At 72.0% G+C, this 19,608-nt stretch carries 18 protein-coding genes and 1 riboswitch; of the genes, 12 read left to right on the forward strand and 6 right to left on the reverse strand.

Annotated elements, in window-relative coordinates:
- The first annotated feature begins 10 nt into the window (after nucleotides 1-10).
- Nucleotides 11-151, forward strand: a riboswitch (cobalamin riboswitch).
- 73 nt (nucleotides 152-224) lie between these two features.
- Genes JIAGA_RS0100130 through cobT form a run of 8 tightly spaced genes read left to right on the forward strand, consistent with a single transcriptional unit; the run spans nucleotide 225 to nucleotide 8,943 of the window.
- The gene (locus JIAGA_RS0100130) at nucleotides 225-1,202 is read left to right on the forward strand and encodes an ABC transporter substrate-binding protein (RefSeq protein WP_035811900.1); all 978 of its coding nucleotides are present in this window, start codon (nucleotides 225-227) and stop codon (nucleotides 1,200-1,202) included.
- The gene (locus JIAGA_RS0100135) at nucleotides 1,199-2,296 is read left to right on the forward strand and encodes a FecCD family ABC transporter permease (RefSeq protein ID WP_084469356.1); all 1,098 of its coding nucleotides are present in this window, start codon (nucleotides 1,199-1,201) and stop codon (nucleotides 2,294-2,296) included. Before JIAGA_RS0100130 ends, JIAGA_RS0100135 begins: the two co-directional genes overlap by 4 nt.
- Complete coding sequence (locus tag JIAGA_RS26470) at nucleotides 2,293-3,111, forward strand: ABC transporter ATP-binding protein (protein WP_051425484.1); 819 nt, start codon at nucleotides 2,293-2,295, stop codon at nucleotides 3,109-3,111. The genes JIAGA_RS0100135 and JIAGA_RS26470 overlap by 4 nt, the downstream gene beginning before the upstream one ends.
- A complete protein-coding gene (cbiB, locus tag JIAGA_RS26475; RefSeq protein WP_035811902.1) occupies nucleotides 3,104-4,006 on the forward strand; it encodes an adenosylcobinamide-phosphate synthase CbiB in 903 nt (300 codons plus the stop codon). Before JIAGA_RS26470 ends, cbiB begins: the two co-directional genes overlap by 8 nt.
- On the forward strand, nucleotides 4,003-5,529 hold the full coding sequence (locus JIAGA_RS0100150) for a cobyric acid synthase (protein WP_026874116.1): 1,527 nt from the start codon (nucleotides 4,003-4,005) through the stop codon (nucleotides 5,527-5,529). Before cbiB ends, JIAGA_RS0100150 begins: the two co-directional genes overlap by 4 nt.
- Entirely contained in the window at nucleotides 5,526-6,257 is a 732-nt protein-coding gene (cobS, locus tag JIAGA_RS26480) for an adenosylcobinamide-GDP ribazoletransferase (protein WP_035811904.1), read from the forward strand. The genes JIAGA_RS0100150 and cobS overlap by 4 nt, the downstream gene beginning before the upstream one ends.
- Nucleotides 6,258-6,268: 11 nt before the next feature.
- Nucleotides 6,269-7,900 carry an Rv2231c family histidinol phosphate aminotransferase CobC gene (gene cobC / locus JIAGA_RS33545; RefSeq protein WP_084469357.1) on the forward strand — a complete coding sequence of 544 codons (1,632 nt, stop codon included), beginning with the start codon at nucleotides 6,269-6,271 and terminating at the stop codon, nucleotides 7,898-7,900.
- Nucleotides 7,897-8,943 carry a nicotinate-nucleotide--dimethylbenzimidazole phosphoribosyltransferase gene (gene cobT, locus JIAGA_RS0100165; RefSeq protein ID WP_026874117.1) on the forward strand — a complete coding sequence of 349 codons (1,047 nt, stop codon included), beginning with the start codon at nucleotides 7,897-7,899 and terminating at the stop codon, nucleotides 8,941-8,943. Before cobC ends, cobT begins: the two co-directional genes overlap by 4 nt.
- Before the next feature lie 26 nt (nucleotides 8,944-8,969).
- Here cobT and JIAGA_RS0100170 read toward each other — a convergent pair whose 3' ends face one another.
- Entirely contained in the window at nucleotides 8,970-9,752 is a 783-nt protein-coding gene (locus tag JIAGA_RS0100170) for a hypothetical protein (protein ID WP_026874118.1), read from the reverse strand.
- A gap of 148 nt (nucleotides 9,753-9,900) precedes the next feature.
- Between JIAGA_RS0100170 and JIAGA_RS0100175 the strand changes: the two genes are divergently transcribed.
- Together JIAGA_RS0100175 and JIAGA_RS0100180 are read left to right on the forward strand one after the other, a co-directional pair.
- Nucleotides 9,901-10,425, forward strand: coding sequence for a peptidylprolyl isomerase (locus JIAGA_RS0100175; protein WP_026874119.1), 525 nt, complete (start codon nucleotides 9,901-9,903; stop codon nucleotides 10,423-10,425).
- Nucleotides 10,426-10,439: 14 nt separating this feature from the next.
- Nucleotides 10,440-11,360, forward strand: a complete 921-nt coding sequence (locus JIAGA_RS0100180) for a rhomboid family intramembrane serine protease (protein WP_035811905.1) — start codon at nucleotides 10,440-10,442, stop codon at nucleotides 11,358-11,360.
- A gap of 188 nt (nucleotides 11,361-11,548) precedes the next feature.
- Here the strand turns inward: JIAGA_RS0100180 and JIAGA_RS33550 are convergent, their stop codons facing one another.
- On the reverse strand, nucleotides 11,549-11,806 hold the full coding sequence (locus JIAGA_RS33550) for a cell division protein CrgA (RefSeq protein WP_026874121.1): 258 nt from the start codon (nucleotides 11,804-11,806) through the stop codon (nucleotides 11,549-11,551).
- 152 nt (nucleotides 11,807-11,958) lie between these two features.
- On the opposite strand from JIAGA_RS33550, the gene JIAGA_RS0100190 reads away from it, so the two are divergent.
- A complete protein-coding gene (locus tag JIAGA_RS0100190) occupies nucleotides 11,959-12,654 on the forward strand; it encodes a DUF881 domain-containing protein (protein ID WP_035811906.1) in 696 nt (231 codons plus the stop codon).
- Nucleotides 12,651-13,289 (forward strand): aminodeoxychorismate/anthranilate synthase component II, encoded by a 639-nt coding sequence (locus JIAGA_RS0100195; protein WP_026874123.1) that lies wholly within the window; start codon nucleotides 12,651-12,653, stop codon nucleotides 13,287-13,289. Before JIAGA_RS0100190 ends, JIAGA_RS0100195 begins: the two co-directional genes overlap by 4 nt.
- 49 nt (nucleotides 13,290-13,338) lie before the next feature.
- On the opposite strand, the gene pknB is transcribed toward JIAGA_RS0100195, so the two are convergent.
- The 4 genes from pknB to JIAGA_RS26495 form a co-directional block, all read right to left on the reverse strand.
- Nucleotides 13,339-15,231, reverse strand: a complete 1,893-nt coding sequence (gene pknB / locus JIAGA_RS26490; RefSeq protein WP_051425486.1) for a Stk1 family PASTA domain-containing Ser/Thr kinase — start codon at nucleotides 15,229-15,231, stop codon at nucleotides 13,339-13,341.
- Nucleotides 15,232-15,316: 85 nt separating this feature from the next.
- Nucleotides 15,317-16,783, reverse strand: a complete 1,467-nt coding sequence (locus JIAGA_RS0100205) for a peptidoglycan D,D-transpeptidase FtsI family protein (RefSeq protein WP_026874124.1) — start codon at nucleotides 16,781-16,783, stop codon at nucleotides 15,317-15,319.
- Entirely contained in the window at nucleotides 16,780-18,174 is a 1,395-nt protein-coding gene (locus JIAGA_RS0100210) for an FtsW/RodA/SpoVE family cell cycle protein (RefSeq protein ID WP_051425487.1), read from the reverse strand. Before JIAGA_RS0100210 ends, JIAGA_RS0100205 begins: the two co-directional genes overlap by 4 nt.
- On the reverse strand, nucleotides 18,171-19,607 hold the full coding sequence (locus JIAGA_RS26495; RefSeq protein WP_051425488.1) for a PP2C family protein-serine/threonine phosphatase: 1,437 nt from the start codon (nucleotides 19,605-19,607) through the stop codon (nucleotides 18,171-18,173). The genes JIAGA_RS0100210 and JIAGA_RS26495 overlap by 4 nt, the downstream gene beginning before the upstream one ends.
- Nucleotide 19,608: the final 1 nt, after the last annotated feature.

Here is a 19,608-nt window from a genome sequence, read left to right on the forward strand (position 1 = left end):
GCGCTAGGATCACGAATGCCCGGGCTGCGGCTCGGGTGCTACGAGTGTCTGCGAAGTCCGGTTTCATTCCGGCGCTGTCCCGCAACTGTGAAGCCGCCCGCCACCGCGGACGGACGAGCCAGGTCGCCAGCCTCGTGGCCCGGATACGTCCTCGGTAGAAGGGCGGTTCGCAGGCGATCCCCGTCGCCCGCGCCCTTTCACCGTCATGAAGGAGGCGCAGTGTGATGAAGACCCTGTCGCGGCTGGCCGTGGCCGCCGCGCTCCCGCTTGCCCTGGTGGCCTGTGGCGACGACTCCGACGACGGCGGCACCGCCGCCCCGTCCGAGACCGCTGGTGCCGAGGCGGGCGCGGACGGCGACACCGACGACGACACGGCGTTCCCCGTCACCGTCGGTACCGGCGACGCCGCGGTCGAGCTGGCCGCCGAGCCGGAGAGCATCGTGTCGCTGTCGCCCACGGCGACAGAGATGTTGTTCGCCATCGGAGCCGGCGACAAGGTGGTGGCCGCCGACTCCTACTCGAACTACCCGGCCGACGCGCCCACCACGGAGTTGTCCGGCTTCGAGCCGAACGTCGAGGCGATCACCGGATACGACCCCGACCTGGTGGTCGCCTCCAGCGACCCGGGCGAGCTGGTGGACAGCCTGGACCTCGTGGGTGTGCCGACGCTGATCCTGCCGTCGGCCGTCACCCTGGACGACACCTACACCCAGCTCGAGCAGCTCGGTGCCGCGACCGGCCAGGTCGGCGAGGCCGCCGAGGTGGTCGCCCAGATGCAGGCGGACATCGAGGAGCTGGTGTCCGAGGTGCCGGCCGACGCCGAGCCGGTCACCTACTTCCACGAGCTCGACCCGAACCTGTACACGGTGACCAGCAACACGTTCATCGGCGAGATCTACGGGCTGGCCGGCATGACGAGCATCGCCGACGCGGCGGGCGCGGCCGGCGGTGACTACCCGCAGCTGGCGCCCGAGCACATCCTCACCGCCGACCCCGACGTCATCTTCTTCGCCGACGGCGGCGTGGGCGGCGTGGTGGCCGACGACATCGCGGCCCGGCCGGGCTGGGACCAACTCACCGCTGTGCAGGAAGGCCGCATCGTCGAGGTCGACCCGGACATCGCCAGCCGGTGGGGTCCGCGCATCGTCGACCACCTTCGGGTCGTGGTCGAGCAGCGGTCGGCGCTCGCGCCGGCGGAGTGAGGCAGAGTGACACCGTGAGTAGGCCGGCCGGCCGGCGAAACGTAGCGGGTGACGCGACGGATGTCGCGCCAGCCCCGTTGCGGCCGGTCCGGCTGCCCCGGCGGTGGCTGGCGGTCGCGCTGGCCGGGTTGATCGTCGCGGTGCTGCTCGGCATGACGGTCGGTCCGGCTGGGCTACCGCTGCGTGGGGTCCTGGTCGAGGTCGCCAACCGCGTTCCGGGTGTGCAGCTCGACGGTGGTCTGGACGAGCGCGAGGCCGCGGTGCTGTGGCAGTTGCGTGCGCCGCGCGTGGTGCTCGGGCTGCTGGTCGGGGCGATGCTGGCGATTGCCGGGGCCGGCTACCAGGGCGTGTTCCGCAATCCGCTGGCCGATCCGTACCTGCTGGGGGTGGCCGCCGGCGCCGGGTTGGGCGCGACCTTCGCGATCGTCTCCGGCAGCAGCCGCGGGCTGGTGCCGCTGGCGGCGTTCGTCGGCGGCGTGGCGGGTGTGGCGGCCACGTACGCGCTCGGCCGCAGCGTCGGCGGGCGCAGCACGAACTCGCTGATCCTCGCCGGGGTGGCGGTGGCGGCGTTCCTCGCCGCCGTGCAGACGTACGTCAACCAGCGCAACAGCGACTCCCTGCGCGAGGTGTACGGCTGGATTCTCGGCCGGCTGCTGACCGCCGGCTGGAACGAGGTGCTGACGGTGCTGCCGTACATCGTGGTGGCCGGTGCGGTCATCTTCGCGCATCGCCGGCTGCTGGACGTGCTGAGCGTGGGGCCCGACGAGGCCGGCACCCTCGGCGTCCCGGCCGCCCGGGTACGGCTGGTGGTGGTCCTGGCGGCGACGCTCGGCACCGCCGCCGCGGTCTCCGTGAGCGGCTTGATCGGGTTCGTCGGCATTGTCGTCCCGCACATCGTGCGGATGCTGGCCGGCTCGTCGTATCGGGTCGTGCTGCCGCTGGCGGCGCTGGTGGGTGGGATGTTCCTGGTGCTGTCCGACCTCGCCGCCAGGACCCTGGTGTCCCCCGGTGAGCTGCCGGTGGGTGTGGTCACGGCATTCGTCGGGGCGCCGTTCTTCACGCTGGTGCTGCGCAGTTCCCGGAGGCCCTGGTGAGCGCGCTGCGGGTCGACGACGTCAGTGTGACGCTCCTGGAGCGCACCGTCATCCGCGACGTCAGCCTGACTGTCCCGGCGGGCAGCTGGGTCACGCTGGTGGGTCCCAACGGCGCGGGCAAGTCGACGTTGTTGCGGGCCATCGCCGGGACCGTCGAGCACGAGGGCCGGATCGAGATCGACGGGGTCGCCCCGGCCGGTCTGCGGTCCCGCGAGCGGGCCCGGCTGGTGGCCGTCGTCCCTCAGGAGCCGGCCCGGCCCGACGGCATGACCGTCCTCGACTACGTGCTCCTCGGCCGCACGCCGTACATCCCGTACCTGGGCACGGAGTCGGCCGAGGACCTCGGCGTGGTCGGTGAGCTGCTGGATACCCTCGAGCTGCGCGAGATCGCGGACCGGGCGGTGACGTCGCTGTCCGGGGGCGAGTTCCAGCGTGCGGTGCTGGCCCGGGCGTTGGCCCAGCAGGCGCCGGTGCTGCTGCTGGACGAGCCGACGAGTTCGCTCGACCTCGGCCACGCCCAGCAGGTGCTCGAGCTGGTCGACCGGCTGCGTGCCGACCGCGGCATCACCGTCGTCAGTGCCCTGCACGACCTGACCACGGCCGGCCAGTTCGCCGACCATCTGGTCCTGCTGGTGGACGGCGAGACGGTCGCTCAGGGCCCGGCGCCGGCGGTGCTCACCGAGGCGTTGATCTCCACACACTACGGAGCCCGGGTCCGGGTGCTGACCGACCCCGACGGGGGCGTCGTCGTCGTCCCGCTGCGCTCCGGCGGTGTCGTGCCCACCGCGCCGGTGCTGGACGCGAAGCATGGATAGACGGCTGGTCGCGGCCCGGGCGGGTGCGCTGGCGCTGGCGCTCGCCCTCGACCACGCGCTGCGGGAGCCGCCGCTCCCGGTGCATCCGGTGCGGCTCGCCGGCCGGTACCTCGCCGCGGCCGGACGCCGGGTGCCCGCTCGGCCCCGCGACCGGGCGGTCGTCGCCGGTGCGCTCGCTTGGACGGCCGGCGCGGCGACGGCGTTCCTGACCGGCCGGCTGGTTGAGCGGACGGTGCGGGACGCGCCGCCGTGGCGGCGGGCCGCCGTGCTGGGCGCCGCCCTGTGGCCGCTCTTCGCGCACCGGTTGCTCCTGGACGAGGTGGCCGCGGTCGAGCGAGCGCTGACCGACGACGGCGTCGAGGCCGGGCGTGCCGCGGTGGCGCGCATCGTCAGCCGCGACGTCTCGGAGCTGGCGCCGGAGCAGGTGCGGGCGGCGGCCATCGAGTCGCTGGGCGAGAACCTGTCCGATTCGGTGGTGGCGCCGCTGCTGTGGTTCGCCGTCGGCGGGTTGCCGGCGGCCGCGCTGTACCGGTTCGCCAACACCGCCGACGCCGTCTGGGGCTACCGGACCGAGCGCTGGCGCCACGCCGGCACTGTCGCCGCGCGAGCCGACGACCTGCTGAACCTCCTGCCGGCCCGGGTCACCGGGTTGGCGCTCGCCGGCCGCACGGTCCGGCTCACCGACCTGCGCCGTGAAGCCGCGCGGGCGCCGTCGCCGAACGCCGGGTGGCCGATGGCGGCGCTCGCGCTGCGGCTGGGGATCCGGCTGGAGAAGCCGGGTGTGTACGTCCTCGCGGCCGGCGGCCGTGCGCCGACGGCGGGCGACACCGCCGCGGCGCTGCGCCGGGCCGGCGGAATGCCGCGCAACGGCACGCGACGGAGGCGATACCGATGACCGCCGTGATGATCCAGGGCTGCACCAGCTGGGCCGGGAAGAGCCTGCTCACGACGGCGCTCTGCCGCTGGTACGCCCGCCAGGGCCTGCGCGTGGCGCCGTTCAAGGCCCAGAACATGTCGAACAACGCGCGGGTCGTGGCCGGTGGTGAAGGGGCTTCGGCGGCTCGCCGCGATGGCGCCAGTGGGGGTGGGGCTTCGGCGGCTCGCCGCGATGGCGCCAGTGGGGGTGGGGCTTCGGCGGCTCGCCGCGATGGCGCCAGTGGAGAAATAGGCGTGGCGCAGTGGCTGCAGGCGCGGGCGGCCGGGCTCGAACCGGACGTGCGCATGAACCCGGTGCTGTTGAAGCCGGAGCGCGGTGGCAGCCAGGTGGTCCGGCTCGGCCAGGTGGACCACGAGCTCTCCCGGCGGCCCTGGCACGACCGTAGCGAGGCGCTGTGGCCCACGGTCGACCAGGCGCTCGGCCAACTGCTGGACGAGTACGACCTGGTGGTCATCGAAGGGGCCGGGAGCCCGGCCGAGATCAACCTGGCCGCGAACGACATCGTCAACATGCGGGTGGCCGAGCGCGCTGACGCGCCGGTGCTGCTGGCCGTTGACATCGACCGCGGAGGGGCGTTCGCCCATCTCTACGGGACGTGGGCACTGCTACCGCAGCGGCACCGAGAGCGCATTCGCGGCTTCGTGCTCAACCGGTTCCGCGGTGACGCGAGCCTGCTGCCGCCCGGCCCGGAACAGCTGGAGCAGCTGACCGGGGTGCCGACCGTCGGGGTGGTGCCGATGGTCCGGCACGACCTCCCGGACGAGGACGGCGCCGCACTGCACGCGCCGCGCCGCGGCGGGCTGCCGCCCGTCGCCGTCGTCCGGCATCCGGCGGCCTCCAACCTCGACGAGTTCGCGCTGCTCGAGCAGGTGGCGGACGTCCGCTGGGCGACCGCGCCGTGGCACCTGGACGGAGCGGCGACGGTGATCCTGCCCGGCTCCAAGCACGTATCGGCCGACCTCGACTGGCTGCGGGCCTCCGGACTGGACGATGCCGTCCGGGCGGCCGCCGCGCGTCCGGCGGTCAGGGTCGTCGGCGTGTGCGGCGGACTGCAGCTCCTGGGCCGGAGGCTGGTCGATCCGCACGGTGTCGACGGCAGCGGTTACGGCCTGGGCCTGCTGCCGTTGACCACCACGTACGCACCGGACAAGCTGGTGCGGCACCGGACGCTGCGGTTGCCGTCGCTGTCCGGGTCCTGGCGCGGGCTGGCCGGCCTTCAGTTCGACGGCTACGAGATCCGGCAGGGTCGCACCGTGGCCGACGGCCCACTCGACGCGGCAGTCGACGACGCGCTGGTGGTGGCCCGCGGGAACGTGCTCGGCTGCTATCTGCACGGCATGTTCGAGCATCCCGCGGTGCTGGAGGCGCTGTTCGGGGCCCGGCCCGACCGAACGCTCGACGACACGTTCGACCTACTCGCGGACATCGTGGAGCACCATGTCGACGGCGCCGTGCTGCGTGAGCTGGCGGGGCTGCCGTGATCGCCGGCGCCCGCGCGGCGCTGGGTTTCCTGACGCGCATCCCGGTCGGCCGGCACGACCCCGACCTCGACCGCGCCGCGCCCTACTTCCCGCTGGTCGGGGTGGTTGTCGGTGGTGTGGGGCTGGCGGCGTGGTGGGCCACCGAGCCGCTGCTGGGATCGCTCGCGGCGGCGGTGGTGGCGGTGCTGACGACGGTGATCGTGACCGGTGCGCTGCATGAGGACGGCCTCGCCGACACCGCCGACGGCCTGTGGGGCGGATCGACCGCGCAGCGACGCCTGGAGATCATGCGTGACAGCCGCCTGGGCAGCTACGGCGCGCTGGCGCTCGGCGGTGACCTGCTGTTGCGGGTGGCGCTGCTCGCCCCGCTCGGTCCGGCCGATGCGGCCCGGGTGCTGCTGGCCGGCCACGTCATCGGACGGGCCGCGCCGCTCGTTCTGGCCGCGTGGACGCCGGGAGCTCGTGCGGACGGCCAGGGTGCCCGGCTGGGCCGGTTGCGCCCGGCTGGCGCTCTGTTCGCCGCCGGGACGGTGCTGGTGGCGGCCGTCCTGGTGGTGCTGCCGGCCTGGTGGTGGGCACCGGTGGTGCTGGGCGCGGCCGCGGTGCCGGTGCTGGCTCTGCGGCGGGCGGCGCGCCGGCGTATCGGCGGCGTCACCGGGGACGTCATGGGCGCCGGCGTGATCCTGACGAACCTCGCGGTGGCGGCCGTCGTCGCGGGGCTGGCGTGAGAGGAGCCCTCATGATCGGCGAACGGCTGGGACGGCTGACTGTCGTGCTCGGCGGGCAGAAGTCGGGCAAGTCGGGGCTGGCCGCGCGCCGGGCCGCCGCCAGTGGTCGTCCGGTGGTCGTGGTCGCACCGGCCGTCGTCCGCGACGACGAGTTCCGCGCCCGGGTCGAGCGGCACCAGGCGGACCGGCCGTCACACTGGCGCACGCTCGAGACCTTCGACCTCGCCGCGGCCGTCAACCAGGCCGGGCCCGGTGCCTTCGTGCTGGTGGACGCCTTGGACACCTGGCTGGCCGAAGCGATGGAGTCGGCCGGCCTGTTCATCGGCGACGACGTGCCGGATCCGGCGGCCCGAGCGGCAGCAGAAAATCGCCTCGTCGCCGAGCTGACCACCTTCGCCGGCACCGTCGCCCGTTCCGACGCGGAGGTGCTGGTGATCGCCGGGCAGCCGGGTCTCGGGGTCCATGCGGGCGGGCCTGGTGCCCGGTTCTACGTCGACCTGCACGGGCGCTGCGTCCAGACGCTCTGTGCGGCCGCCGACGAGGCGCTGCTCGTGGTCGGGGGGCGCGTGGTCCGGCTGGAGGAGGACGCCGCCCGTCCGGTGGGCGGCGCGGCGGCGGCCGGCGGCTTCCCGGAGCTGCGCGAGCACGGCGACACCCAGGTGCCGGCCGGCACCGTCGACCTCGCTGTCAACGTCGAACTCGGCCCGCCGGCCTGGCTGGCCGAGCGGCTTCGCAGCGCGGTCGACGGACTCGCCGCCTATCCCGACGACCGGCCGGCGCGCGCGGCCGCTGCCGCCCGGCACGGACGGCCCGCCGAGGAATGCCTCGTCGTGAACGGCGCGGCGGAGACGTTCTGGCTGATCGCCCAGGTGTTGCGGCCCCGGCTCGCGGCGTGCGTGCACCCGTCCTTCACCGAGCCGGAGGCCGCGCTGCGGGCCGCCGGCGTCCCGGTGGTCCGGGTGCCGCGTGACCCCGCACGAGGTTGGCTGCTGGACCCGTCGTCGGTACCGGCCGACGCCGACCTCGTCGTGCTCGGACGGCCGGACAACCCCACCGGCGCCCTGGACCCGGTCGCGACCGTCGCGGCCCTGACCCGGCCCGGCCGCACGGTCGTCGTCGACGAAGCGTTCGCGGAGTTCCTGGACGACGCCGACGGCGTGGCCGGGCGCCGCGACCTGGCCGGTGTCGTGTCGGTCCGCAGTCTGACGAAGCTCTGGGGCCTGGCCGGGCTGCGGGTCGGCTACCTCGTCGGGCCGGAGCCGCTGGTCGCCCGGCTGACCTCCGGCCGGCAGCCGTGGAGCTGCAACAGCCTCGCGCTGACCGCCCTGGAGGCGCTGGCCGGAGCCGAGGACGAACGCCGTGAGCGGGCCGAGGACGTCGCCCGACGCCGTGCCGGTCTGGTCGGCGAGCTACGCCACGTACCGGGCCTGCGGGTCTGGGACACGCACGCCAACTTCGTCCTGGTCCAGGGAGCGATGCCGGGGCTGCGCGAGCGGCTGCTCGTCCACGGGCTGGCCGCCCGCCGGGCGGACACGTTCCCCGGCCTGGACGACCGCGCGGTGCGGGTCGCGGTCCGGGACCAGGCGACCAACAGCCGGCTGGTCGCCGCGCTGCACGCGATCATGGGAGAGGTGCGGGCATGACGTCCACCGTGAAGGAGCTGGTGGCGGCGGTCACGGCCGTCGACACCGAGGCTGCCCGGCTGGCCCGGGAACGGCACGCCGCGCTGGCCAAGCCTCCAGGCAGCCTCGGCCGGCTCGAGGACCTCGGGGTGCGGCTGGCGGCCATGGCCGGGACCTGCCCGCCGCCCGTCCCGTCGGCGCCGGCCGTGATCGTGGCGGCCGCCGACCACGGCGTGCACGCGCAGGGAGTCTCGGACTGGCCGCAAGCCGTCACCGCGGCCATGGTGTCCACCGCCGCGGCCGGTGGCGCGGCCGTCAACGCGATCGCGGCGACCGTCGGCGCGCGTGTCGTCCCCGTCGACGTCGGAACACTGACCACCGGTGCCGTGCCCGACGGCGTCCGGGACGAGCGGATCCGAGCCGGAACAGCGGATCTGACGGCCGGGCCGGCGATGACCGCCGACGAGTGCGGCGCGGCGGTCCTCGCGGGGGCGCGGGTGGCCACCGAACTGATTCGGACCGGCACGGACCTCCTGGTGACCGGCGAGGTCGGCATCGCCAACACGACGGCATCGGCGTGCCTGCTGGCTGCCTTCACCGGCGCCGACCCCGCCGACGTGACGGGCAAGGGCGCCAATCTCGACCACGGGAAGACCGCGCACAAGGTCGCGGTGGTCCGGGCCGCACTCGATCGCCACGGTTCCGGCCGCGACCCGCTCGCCACGCTGGCCTCGCTGGGCGGACTCGAGCACGCCGCGCTGGCCGGGGTGATGCTGGCGGGTGCGGCCGCACGGGTCCCCGTCGTGGTGGACGGGGTCGTGACCGGCGCCGCGGCCCTCGCGGCCGTCGCTCTGTGTCCGGACGCCGCGGGCTACCTCGTCCCCGGACATGAATCCGCCGAGCCGGGCGGGCGATCACTGCCCGATCGGCTCGGCGAACCTGCCCTGCTGGATCTGCGGCTACGACTCGGCGAGGGCACCGGGGCGCTGCTGGCAGTGCCACTGGTGCGGGCCGCCGCACGGGTGCTCGGCGACATGGCGACGCTGGCGGACGTGACCGGGTAGGGGTACCCGGCAGGCGCCCCTACCCGTCAGTTCTGCCCGCCGTCGAGCGTGGCCTGACTGGTGGTGCTGGCGGCGGCCTTCTTCGCCGGAGCCTTCTTCGCCGTGGTCTTCTTGGCCGGAGCCTTCTTCTCGGCCGACATCGCGCCAGGCTCGTCGTCGCCGTCGTTGCCGTCGTTGCCGTCGTTGCCGGCCTTGCCGTCCGACTTCTCGGCATCGCTCTTCACGGACTCGCCGTCGACGGCGCCTTCGGCGTCCTTCTCGTCCTTCTCGGCTTTCTCCGGTGTGGGCGCCGGTGCCCACGGGCCGGTGGACGGGTCGTACGTGGTCCACTGCTCGGACTGGCTGCGCCGGCGCACGACCGCCGCCACCGCGGCACCGGCAGCGGCGAACCCGCCGAGCACCCCCATGAACCTGCGGCGCCGCTTCTTCTTGCGGGCTTTCTCGGCCTGCTCGGCGAACGCGGACGTGCGCTCGGACAGGTCGTGCGCGCGCTCGGAGAACTTGTCGGCGGCAATGGCCAGCGAATCCGCCACGCGCGGCACCACGTCGTGCATGAGCGTCTCGCGCGCCTGCGAGGCAGCCGGACCGACTTTCTCCTTTGCGGCCTGGACCCTCGGACTCACTCTGTCGACGGCGGTCTCGACCACCGGGGTGATGCGTTCGCGGGCGGAGTCAACCACCGGCGCCGCGGCATCGCGCGCTCGCCGACTGGCGTCCCGAGCGGCCTTGCGGGCCTGCTCGGCAGCCTCCTGCGTGCGCACCTTGGCGTCGCCGGTACGGCTCTTCCGCCGGTTGAATAGCCTGCTCACGTTTGGGCCTCCCTTATCGGATCGCTGCAGGGCCCCTTACCCCGTTCTGTCCACACCGATCTTGCCTTGTACCGACCGTATGCCCGCTCACGCCACGGCGTGGGAGGATGGAGCAAAATCGAGAAACATCAACGTGAAGGGCTTACCCGTGGCCGACGAGCTTCATGCCACCTTGCACACCAACCGCGGTGACATCACTATGGTGCTGTTCCCCCATCATGCTCCCAAGACGGTCCGCAACTTCGTCGAGCTGGCCAAGGGCGAGCGCGAGTGGGTCAACCCCGCGACCGGCGAGAAGACGAACGACAAGCTGTACGACGGCACCGTCTTCCACCGCGTCATCTCCGGCTTCATGATCCAGGGCGGCGACCCCCTGGGCAACGGCACCGGCGGCCCGGGCTACGACTTCGCCGACGAGTTCCACCCCGAGCTGGCGTTCAACAAGCCGTACCTGCTGGCCATGGCCAACGCCGGGCCCAACACCAACGGCTCGCAGTTCTTCATCACCGTCGGGCTCACGCCGCACCTGAACCGCCGGCACACCATCTTCGGAGAGGTCGCCGACGAGAACAGCCGCCAGGTCGTCGACGCGATCGCCACCACGCCCACCGACCGCGCCGACCGGCCCAATGAGCCCGTCGTCATCGAGTCGGTCACCGTCACCGGAAGCTGAACGCAGGTTCCCACATGACCGGATCCGCCGGCGACACCGGCGGGCCGCCACCCGGCGGACCCGCCGTACCGACCTGCTATCGGCACCCCGACCGCGAGACGTACGTGCGGTGCTCCCGGTGCGAGCGGCACATCTGCCCGGACTGCATGCTGTCCGCGCCGGTCGGATTCCAGTGTCCGCAGTGCGTGGCAGAAGGCCGCAAGGGAGTCCGCAGCGCGCGCACCGTGCTGGGTGGCACGATCCGGGAGAAGAACGCCACCTCCATCACCATCTCGTTGCTGGTCATCAACGTGGCGGTGTGGCTGTTCGGCCTGGTGCGGGGCACTTCGGCCGACACCTTGTACGGCATGTTCGCTCGGCAGTGGAACACCAACGAGCTCGGCGTTCAGCTCGGTCTCGTGCTGGGTCATCGCGACGACGGCATCGACCTCGGTGTCGCCGACGGCCAGTGGTACCGCCTGGTCACCGCTGCGTTCATGCACGAGAACGCGCTGCACATCGGCATGAACATGCTGGCGTTGTGGGTGCTCGGCAGCTCGCTCGAGCCGGTGCTCGGCCGGTGGCGGTTCATCGTGCTGTACCTGCTGTCCGCACTGGGCGGCACCGCGGCGTCGCTGCTGGCCGCGTCGGAGTACACGCTGTCCTACGGTGCGTCGGGCGCGGTCTTCGGGCTCATGGGGGCGCTGTTCGTCATCATGCGCCGGCTGGGGCGGCAGACCGGTGCCGTCGTCGGCATCCTGGCGTTCAACCTCGTGCTCGGCTTCACCATCGACGGCATCGACTGGCGGGCCCACCTGGGTGGCCTCGTCATCGGCACCGGGCTGGCCGCGGTATTCGCTTACGCGCCGCGGGAGCAGCGCATGGCGTGGTCGGTGACGGGCTGCGCGCTCGCCGCGGTGATCATCTCGACCGTCATCCTGGTCGCCATCAGCTGAGCGGCACTTCTCGCCCGGCCCGATCCCCTCGTGGGTTCGGGCCGGGCTTTTTCGCGCCTTCTCAGCCTGGCCGTCCACCGGGCGGCGTCCAGTTATCCACAGGAGTTATCCCCACTGGGGAAAATTACACGCGTGTAATCACAGGTGTGCAATAAGCTGTGGACAACCTGTTTCGGCAGGTCAGGAGCCTACTTCCACCGGGTTGCGGTCATGAAGCCTCCGGTGATCAGGCCCATGCCGATCAAGAGGTTCCATCCACCGAGGTCCTGGATCAGCGGGATGTCCTCACCCACGAGGTAGTAGATGACGATCCACACGAGCCCGACGACAAGAAGTGCGATCATTGTGGGGACGACCCACGGACCGGAGGCTGTCGGGTCCTTGACCTCGCGCCGCTCCGGCGGGGTGTAGTCGTCGTCCTTGCGACGGCGGCGAGATATGGGCACGAGTCGGTCCTCTCCGTCTTGGCTGGTTGCGGTGGTGCTCGGCTAGCGTAGTCGTCAGCAGGCTCGCCGCCCACATCGCGCGGAGCCGGCCGTGACCGAACACCCGGAGGTGAACCATCAGCCAGCCAGCAGGCAACAGCCGCACGTGGAAGGTGCTCGCGCCTGTCGTGCTGGCGTTCTGCGGTCTCCTCCTGGTCACCAGTGCCAAGGCATCCGACGGCGACGACCTGCGCGGAAGCGACATCCTGGAGCTCTCGGACCTGGTGCGGGCAGAGGAGCGACGGGTCCAGGAACTGGAGGCGCGGGTCGCCGAGCTGGACGCCGAGCTCGAGGAATTCGCGGCCAGCAAGGGCGACAGCCAGACGGAGGAGATCAACCGCCAGATCGAGGAACTGATGCCGGATGCCGGGCTGACCCCGGTCGATGGTCCTGCCCTCTCGGTCACCATGGACGACGCGCCGCTGCCGGCCAACGCCGAGGAGCAGCCCGACGAGTTCAACATCGAGGACTACTTGGTTCACCAGCAGGACCTGCAGGGCGTCGTGAACGCTCTGTGGGCCGGCGGCGCCGAGGCCGTCACCGTCATGGACCAGCGCATCGTGTCCACCAGCACCATCCGGTGTGTCGGCTCGGTGCTGCTGCTGCACGGGCGCACGTTCTATCCGCCGTACACCATCACCGCGATCGGCGACACCGACGCGATGCGCGACGCGCTCGAAACCTCGCCCGCGGTGCGCGAGTACCGTCACTGGGCCGACACCGTCGGGCTGCGCTATGACGTCGCCGACGAGGGCAGCGTCACGATGCCGGGCTACACCGGCTCTATCGGAGGAGGAACGACGTCGTGAGCCCACGCATCCTCGTGGTCGACAACTACGACAGCTTCGTGTTCAACCTGGTCCAGTACCTGGCCCAGCTCGGGGCCGAGTGCGAGGTGCGCCGCAACGACGAGATCGGCCACACCACCGGGTTCGACGGCGTGCTGCTCTCTCCCGGGCCGGGCACGCCGGAGAAGGCCGGCGGCTGCATCGAGCTCATCCACACCCTCGCCGGCACGGTACCGATCTTCGGGGTCTGTCTCGGGCTACAAGCCATCGGCGTCGCGTACGGGGCCACGGTCGACCGGGCGCCGGAGCTGCTGCACGGCAAGACCAGCCAGGTGCACCACGACGGCGCCGGCGTGCTGGCCGGGCTCAGCGACCCCTTCACCGCCACCCGCTACCACTCACTGGCCGTCGAACCGGCCACCGTGCCGGACGAGCTGGAGGTCACGGCCCGCACCGAGGGCGGCGTGATCATGGCGCTGCGTCACCGCACCCTGCGGGTCGAGGGGGTCCAGTTCCACCCGGAATCGGTGCTCACCGAGGGCGGCCACCGCATGCTGGCCAACTGGCTCACCGTCTGCGGCGACGACGGCGCCGTGCAGCGCTCCGCCGGACTGGCCCCGGTGGTTACCCATGGCCCCTCGTTCGAACTGGTCTGAGCGGTACCCGGCCGCCAGCCCGCGGTTGCAAGCAGGCTGGCCGCCGAATCTACTGGTTCAGCAGGCCGCCATCGTTGCCGTTCTCGGTGCCCTGCTCGCCGCTCTCGTTGCCGTTCTCGTTGCCGTTCTCGCCACTTTCGTTGCCGGCCTCACCGCCGGTCTCGGTGCCGCCCTCGGTACCGGTCTCGTCGCCCGTGGGCTCGTCGGTAGGCGTCTCCGTCTCGGTCTCGGTCGGCTCGTCGGTGGGCTCCGGGTCCGGCGGCGCCTCGGCGACGTAGATGATGACGGTGTCGCCCTCCTCCAGCTCGGTACCCTCGCCGGGTTCCTGCCGGAACACGTTGCCTTCCGGCTGGTCGGCCGGCTCGCGCTGCACGTCGGGCGTCAGGCTGAGGCGTTCGAGCGCGTTGATCGCGGCTTCCTCGCTCATGCCGACGAGGTTGGGCACCTCGATGGCCACCTCACCGCTGGAGATCACCAGGTTGACCGTGGTGCCGGGCGCGACGGACGCGCCGCTCTCCGGGTCGGTCGAGAGTACCTGCCCGGCCTCGGCCTCGTTGTCCACGCGCTCGACGTTGCCGGGCGTCAGGCCGGCGTCGCGGATCAGCTGCTCCGCTTCGGCCTGCGGCCGGCCGATGACGGCCGGGACGGAGACCATCTCCGGCGGTGCACCGACGACGATGGTGACCTCGGTGCCTTCGTCGAGCTGGGTGGACGGCCGCGGGTCCTGCCGGATCACGGTGCCGACCTGGGCTTCGTCGGAGACCGGCTCGGACTCGGCGACGGGCTCGAGGCCCTCCTCGGTGAGCCGGGTCTCGGCCTCCTCCTGCGTCATGCCGACCAGGTTGGGCACGGTGGCCTGCGCCGGTCCGCCGGAGTTGAAGATCAGGTAGCCGATGAGGCCGGCGATGGCCAGGACGGCGAGCGCGCCGAGTACCACGGCCCACCAGCTGAAGCCCTTGCGCTCGTCCTCGTCCTCGAGCGGCTCGTCCGGGTAGGGCGTGTCGTCGTCGAGCGGCATCGCCTCGGTACCGCCGGCCACCATGCCGGCGCCGGGCGCGATGAGCTGGGTGGCCGCCGAGGTGTCCGCAGCAGCGGCGACCGGCAGCCCGGCCGCGGCCCGCTCGAGATCCGCCCGCATGTCGTAGGCGCTCTGGTACCGGTCCAGCCGGTCCTTGGCCAGCGACTTCATGACGATGGCGTCGAGCTCCGGCGGAATGGACGGGTCGAGCGCAGACGGCGGTGTCGCGGTCTCACGAACGTGTGAGACCGCCACCGACACCAGCGACTCGCCGATGAACGGGGGCCGCCCGGTCAACAGCTCGTACAGCACACAACCACTGGCGTAGAGGTCGCTGCGTGCGTCGGCCTGCTCACCACGGGCCTGCTCCGGCGAGATGTACTGTGCGGTCCCGACGACGGCGGCGGTCTGGGTCAGCGCCATCCCGGTGTCGGCGAGCGACCGGGCGATGCCGAAGTCGGTGACCTTCACCTCACCGCCGGTGGTGATCATGATGTTGCCGGGCTTGATGTCGCGGTGGACGATGCCGGCCCGGTGGCTGTACTCGAGCGCATCGAGGGTGGAGCTGAGGATCTCGATGGAGCGCTCGGGGGTGATGCGGACGCGGTCCTGCAGCATCTCGCGCAGCGTCTGGCCCTCGACGTACTCCATGACGATGTACGGGAGGCGGTGGCCGTCGACCATGTCTTCGCCGGTGTCGTACACGGCGACGATGTTGCGGTGGTTGAGCGACGCGGCCGACTGGGCCTCGCGGCGGAACCGGGCCTGGAAGGTGGCGTCGCCGGCGTGGTCGACCCGCAGCATCTTCAACGCGACGATGCGGCCCAGCCGGGAGTCGCGGCCGCGCCGGACCTCGGCCATGCCACCACGGCCGATGACCTCGCCCAGCTCGTAGCGATCTCCGAGGAGTCGCAACTCGTTCATTGTGCGGCCCTTTCTCGTCTCAACCTCGCGCAGGCTACCGTCATCGGCATCCTCGGCGCTGCTCCTGACCGAACAGTGAGGATGGTCACGACCCCAGCACCGCCTCCATGACGTCGCGCGCGATCGGAGCGGCCAGCCGGCCGCCGCCGATGTCGTCGCGCGCCGTGTCCGGTGCCTCTTCGATGACGACGGCGACCGCGACGCGTGGCTCGTCGGCCGGCGCGAACGACGTGAACCACGCGTACGGCGGGTCCTCCTCGCGGCCAGTCTGCGCGGTACCCGTCTTGCCCGCCACCTGGATGCCGTCGATCTGGGCGTTCTCGCCGGTGCCGTTCTCGACGACGTCGACCATCATCTCGGTCAGCTGCTCTGCCGTCTCGGGCGAGACGGCGCGGGTGCGTTCCTCCGGCTCGGTCTGCGCGATCGGGCTGACGAGGTCCGGGCCACGTACCGAATGCACCAGGTACGGCTCCATGAGGACACCGCCGTTGGCGATGGCCGCGGACACCATCGCCATCTGCAACGGCGTGGCGGACACGTCGTACTGCCCGATGGACGCGTACGACGTGAGGGCCTCGTCGAGTTCGCTCGGGAACACGCTGGTGGCGGCGTTCATGTCGTCATTGGTCAGCGGCTGGGTGCCGAAGCCGAACCGTTCGGCTTGCTCGCGCAACGCGTCCTCGCCGACCTCGTTGCCCAGGTACGCGAACGCGGTGTTGCACGAGACCCGCAGCGCCTCGGTCAGCGTGGGGGTGCCGTCGGCGCAGGCTTGCTGGTTCTGGTTGCGCAGCACGTTGGTGGACAACGGCACGTCGTACTCGGCCGGGCCGGGGACCTCGGTGTCGGCGGCGAAGTCGCCGCTCTCGAGTGCGGCCGCCGCCGTGACCAGCTTGAACACCGAACCCGGTGGCAGGCGCTGGGCGAAGGCACGGTTGAGGTCCGGTTTGTCCGGGTCGGCTTCGAGTGCTTCGCGGGTCGCCTGCTGCTCCTCGATGGAGTGGCTGGCCATGGCGTTGGGGCCGTACGACGGGGTGCTGACCGCCGCCAGGATGGCGCCGGTCTCGACGTCGATGGCCACGACGGCACCCTTGTAGCCTTCGAGTCCCTCGTATGCGGCCTGCTGAGCGGCCGGGTCGATGGTCAGCCGGACGGCGCCACCTCGGGGCTCCTCGCCGGTCACGAGGTCGATGAGGCGCCGGACGAAGAGGCGGTCGTCGTCGCCGGAGAGGATGTCGTTCTGCGCCCGCTCCAGCGCCGTGCGGCCGTAGAAATAGGAGTAGTAGCCGGTCAGCGGGGCGTACATCGGGCCCTGCGGGTATTGGCGCAGGAACTGGTACTCGTCGTCGCTCGGCACCGACTGGGCGATGGGGGTGTCGTCGGCCAGCAGGATGGGGCCGCGTTCGCGGGAGTACTCGTCGAGCAGCACCCGGCGGTTCTCGGACCGCGCGTTGAGCTCGTCGGCCCAGAACGCCTGCACGTACGTGACGTTGATGAGCAGCGCCACGCACAGCAACAAGCAGCCCGCGGAGATGCGGCGGATGGGCGAGTTCACCGGATTCTCACCACCTGGGTGACCGCGGTCTCGGCGGTCGGCGAGGAGTCCGACGACGGCGGGACCGGCCGGCGGGCCGCGTCGGAGAGTCGGATGAGCAACGCCACGAGGACCCAGTTCATCACGAGTGACGACCCACCGAGCGACAGGAACGGTGTGGTCAGGCCGGTCAGCGGGATGAGCTTGGTCACGCCGCCCAGCACGATGAACACCTGCAGAAGGAACCCGGCGGCCAGGCCCGCGGCTAGCAGCTTGCCGAACGGGTCGCGCAGCAGCAGGCCGGCGCGCAGTCCGCGGGAGGCCAGCAGCGCGTACAGCAGGATGATCGCGATGAGCCCGGTCAGGCCGAGCTCCTCACCGAGCGCGGAACCGATGAAGTCGCTCTCGGAGATCGGGGTGAGTTCGGGGCGGCCCTGGCCGAGGCCGGTGCCGAGCAGTCCGCCGTAGGCCAGGCCGTACAGCGACTGTGCGATTTGCCCGGTCGGGTCGATGAACGGGTCGAGCCAGAAGTCGACCCGGTCCTGGACGTGGCTGACGACGGCGTTGGCGGCCAGTCCGCCGGCCACGATGAGCAGCAGGCCCAGGATGATCCAGGAGATGCGCTCGGTGGCCACGTAGATCATCAGCACGAAGATCCCGAACAGCAGGACCGAGGGGCCGAGGTCGTTCTGGACGACCAGGATGCCCAGGGCACCCAGCCAGACGACGAGGATGGGGCCGAGGTCGCGGGCGCGGGGCAGGTCGACGCCGAGGATGCGGCGCCCGGCCAGTGCCAGGGCGTCGCGGGTCTGCACCAGGTAGGCGGCGAACGCGATGATCAGGATGATCTTCGCGGCTTCACCCGGCTGGAACGTCATGCCGCCGATGTTGATCCAGATGCGGGCGCCGCGCACGGAGTGGCCGATGAGCGGCAGCAGTGGCAGCACCAGCAGGAGCAGTCCGGCCAGTCCGGCCAGGTACGGCAGCCGGGACAGCACCCGGTGGTCGCGGACGAAGATGAGCACCAGGACGAACAGCCCGACGCCCACGGCCATCCACGTCAGTTGGACCGTGGCGTGGGTGGTGTCCTTGGCGAGGTCGATCCGGTGGATCATGGCCAGGCCCAGCCCGCACAGCGTCACCACGATGGGCAGGATCACCGGGTCGGCGTACGGCGCCCGGATCCGGATGACGACGTGCGCGATGCCGGTGGCCACCGCCAGACCACCCAGGTAGGCCAGGGCGTTCGGTGGGACCCGGCCGAGCGCGCCGAGGTCGACGTTGATGTAGGCGAACGTCGCGATGCCGATGGCGAAGACGAGCAGGATCAGCTCGGTACCCCGGCCACGACGGGGAACGATGGATTCGGCCGCCGGCGGTTCGAGGCGGGCGCGGGCACGGTCGAGAGTCATGAGGATGCACCTGCACAGAGCAGCCCCGGGTAGCCGACCTCGTTGCCGAGCCAGCCGTCCTGCTCGTCGTTCGGCTGATCTGGGTTCTCGTCCTCAGCGCCCGGCGCGGGCGTGGTCGTCGTGGCCGCGGCGGGGGTGGTCTGGCTCGGCGTCGGCGTCGGCGTCGGCGTCGGAGTGGGAGCGGGCGTGCCCAGCCGCTGGTGGGCACGGCAGGCATTGAGGCGGAGCCCGGCCACGACGCGCTGGGCGTCGTCGAGGTCGTCCGCGGTGATGGTGCCCTGGACCTGCTCGCGGTAGATCTCAGGCAGCGCCTCCACCGGCAGGCCGCCGGGGATGTCGTACAGCTCCGACAGCCGGATCGGGCCGATCTCCTGGCTGACGCCCTGGTAGATGGCGACCTGGCCGGAGCTGTCGGCGACGTAGTACTGGTCGCGGATCCAGCCGTTGGCGAGGTTGAGCCCGGCCCAGCCGAGCAGGCCGACCACCACGACCACGACCAGGGCGCGACCCCAGCGGAAACCCCGCGGCGGCTGCGGCGCGTACCGCATGGCTTCGAGGTCCTCGGGAGTCGGCTTCTCCTCGGCACCGAGGAATCCGCGCAGAGCCGCGCCGGGCCGGCGCCGGTGCGGCCGCTCCGGCGGCGCCGGGGCGTCACTGGCGGCGGCTCCCACCAGGTACGCCTCGGCGGTGTCGTCGGGCTGCCGCGGCGTATCGGTCTCGAGCACGTCGGCGAGCACGAGCGTGACGTTGTCGGGAGCGCCGCCGGCCAGGGCAAGCCGGATGAGCTCGTCGGCGGCCTCGTCCAGCTGCGCATGCGAGCCGAGGGTCTCCTCCAGGGTGGCGTCGGACACCACGCCGGTGAGGCCGTCGCTGCAGACCAGCAGACGGTCGCCGGGCTGCACGTCGAGCATCTCCAGATCGGGCTCGACCTCGCCCTGGCCCTGCAGCGCCTTGAGGATCAGCGAGCGCGCCGGGTGGACACCGGCCTCCTCGAGTGTGATGCGGCCCTCGTCGACGAGTGACTGGACGAACGTGTGGTCGTGGGTGAGCTGGCGGATGGAGCCGTCGCGGAGCAGATAGGCGCGGGAGTCACCGATGTGGCCCAGACCCAGCGCCTTGCCGGTCCACATGATGGCGGTGACCGTGGTGCCCATGCCTTCGCGGCTGGAGTCGTCGACGATGAGCTGCCGGATACGGGCGTTGGCGGCCTCGATGGCGACGGTCAGGGCCTCGAGCGGGTCGGTGTCGCTGGGGTCGTGCTCGGCCAGGACGAGTTCGTCGATGGCGGCCTGGCTGGCGACTTCGCCGGCCGCGTGCCCGCCCATGCCGTCGGCGACGGCCAGGAGGTAAGGGCCGGCATAGCCGGAGTCCTCGTTGCCCTCCCGGACCAGACCGACGTCTGAGCGCGCGACGTAGCGCAGCGTCAACGGCATC

This window comes from Jiangella gansuensis DSM 44835 (genome assembly GCF_000515395.1).
Lineage (GTDB): Bacteria > Actinomycetota > Actinomycetes > Jiangellales > Jiangellaceae > Jiangella > Jiangella gansuensis.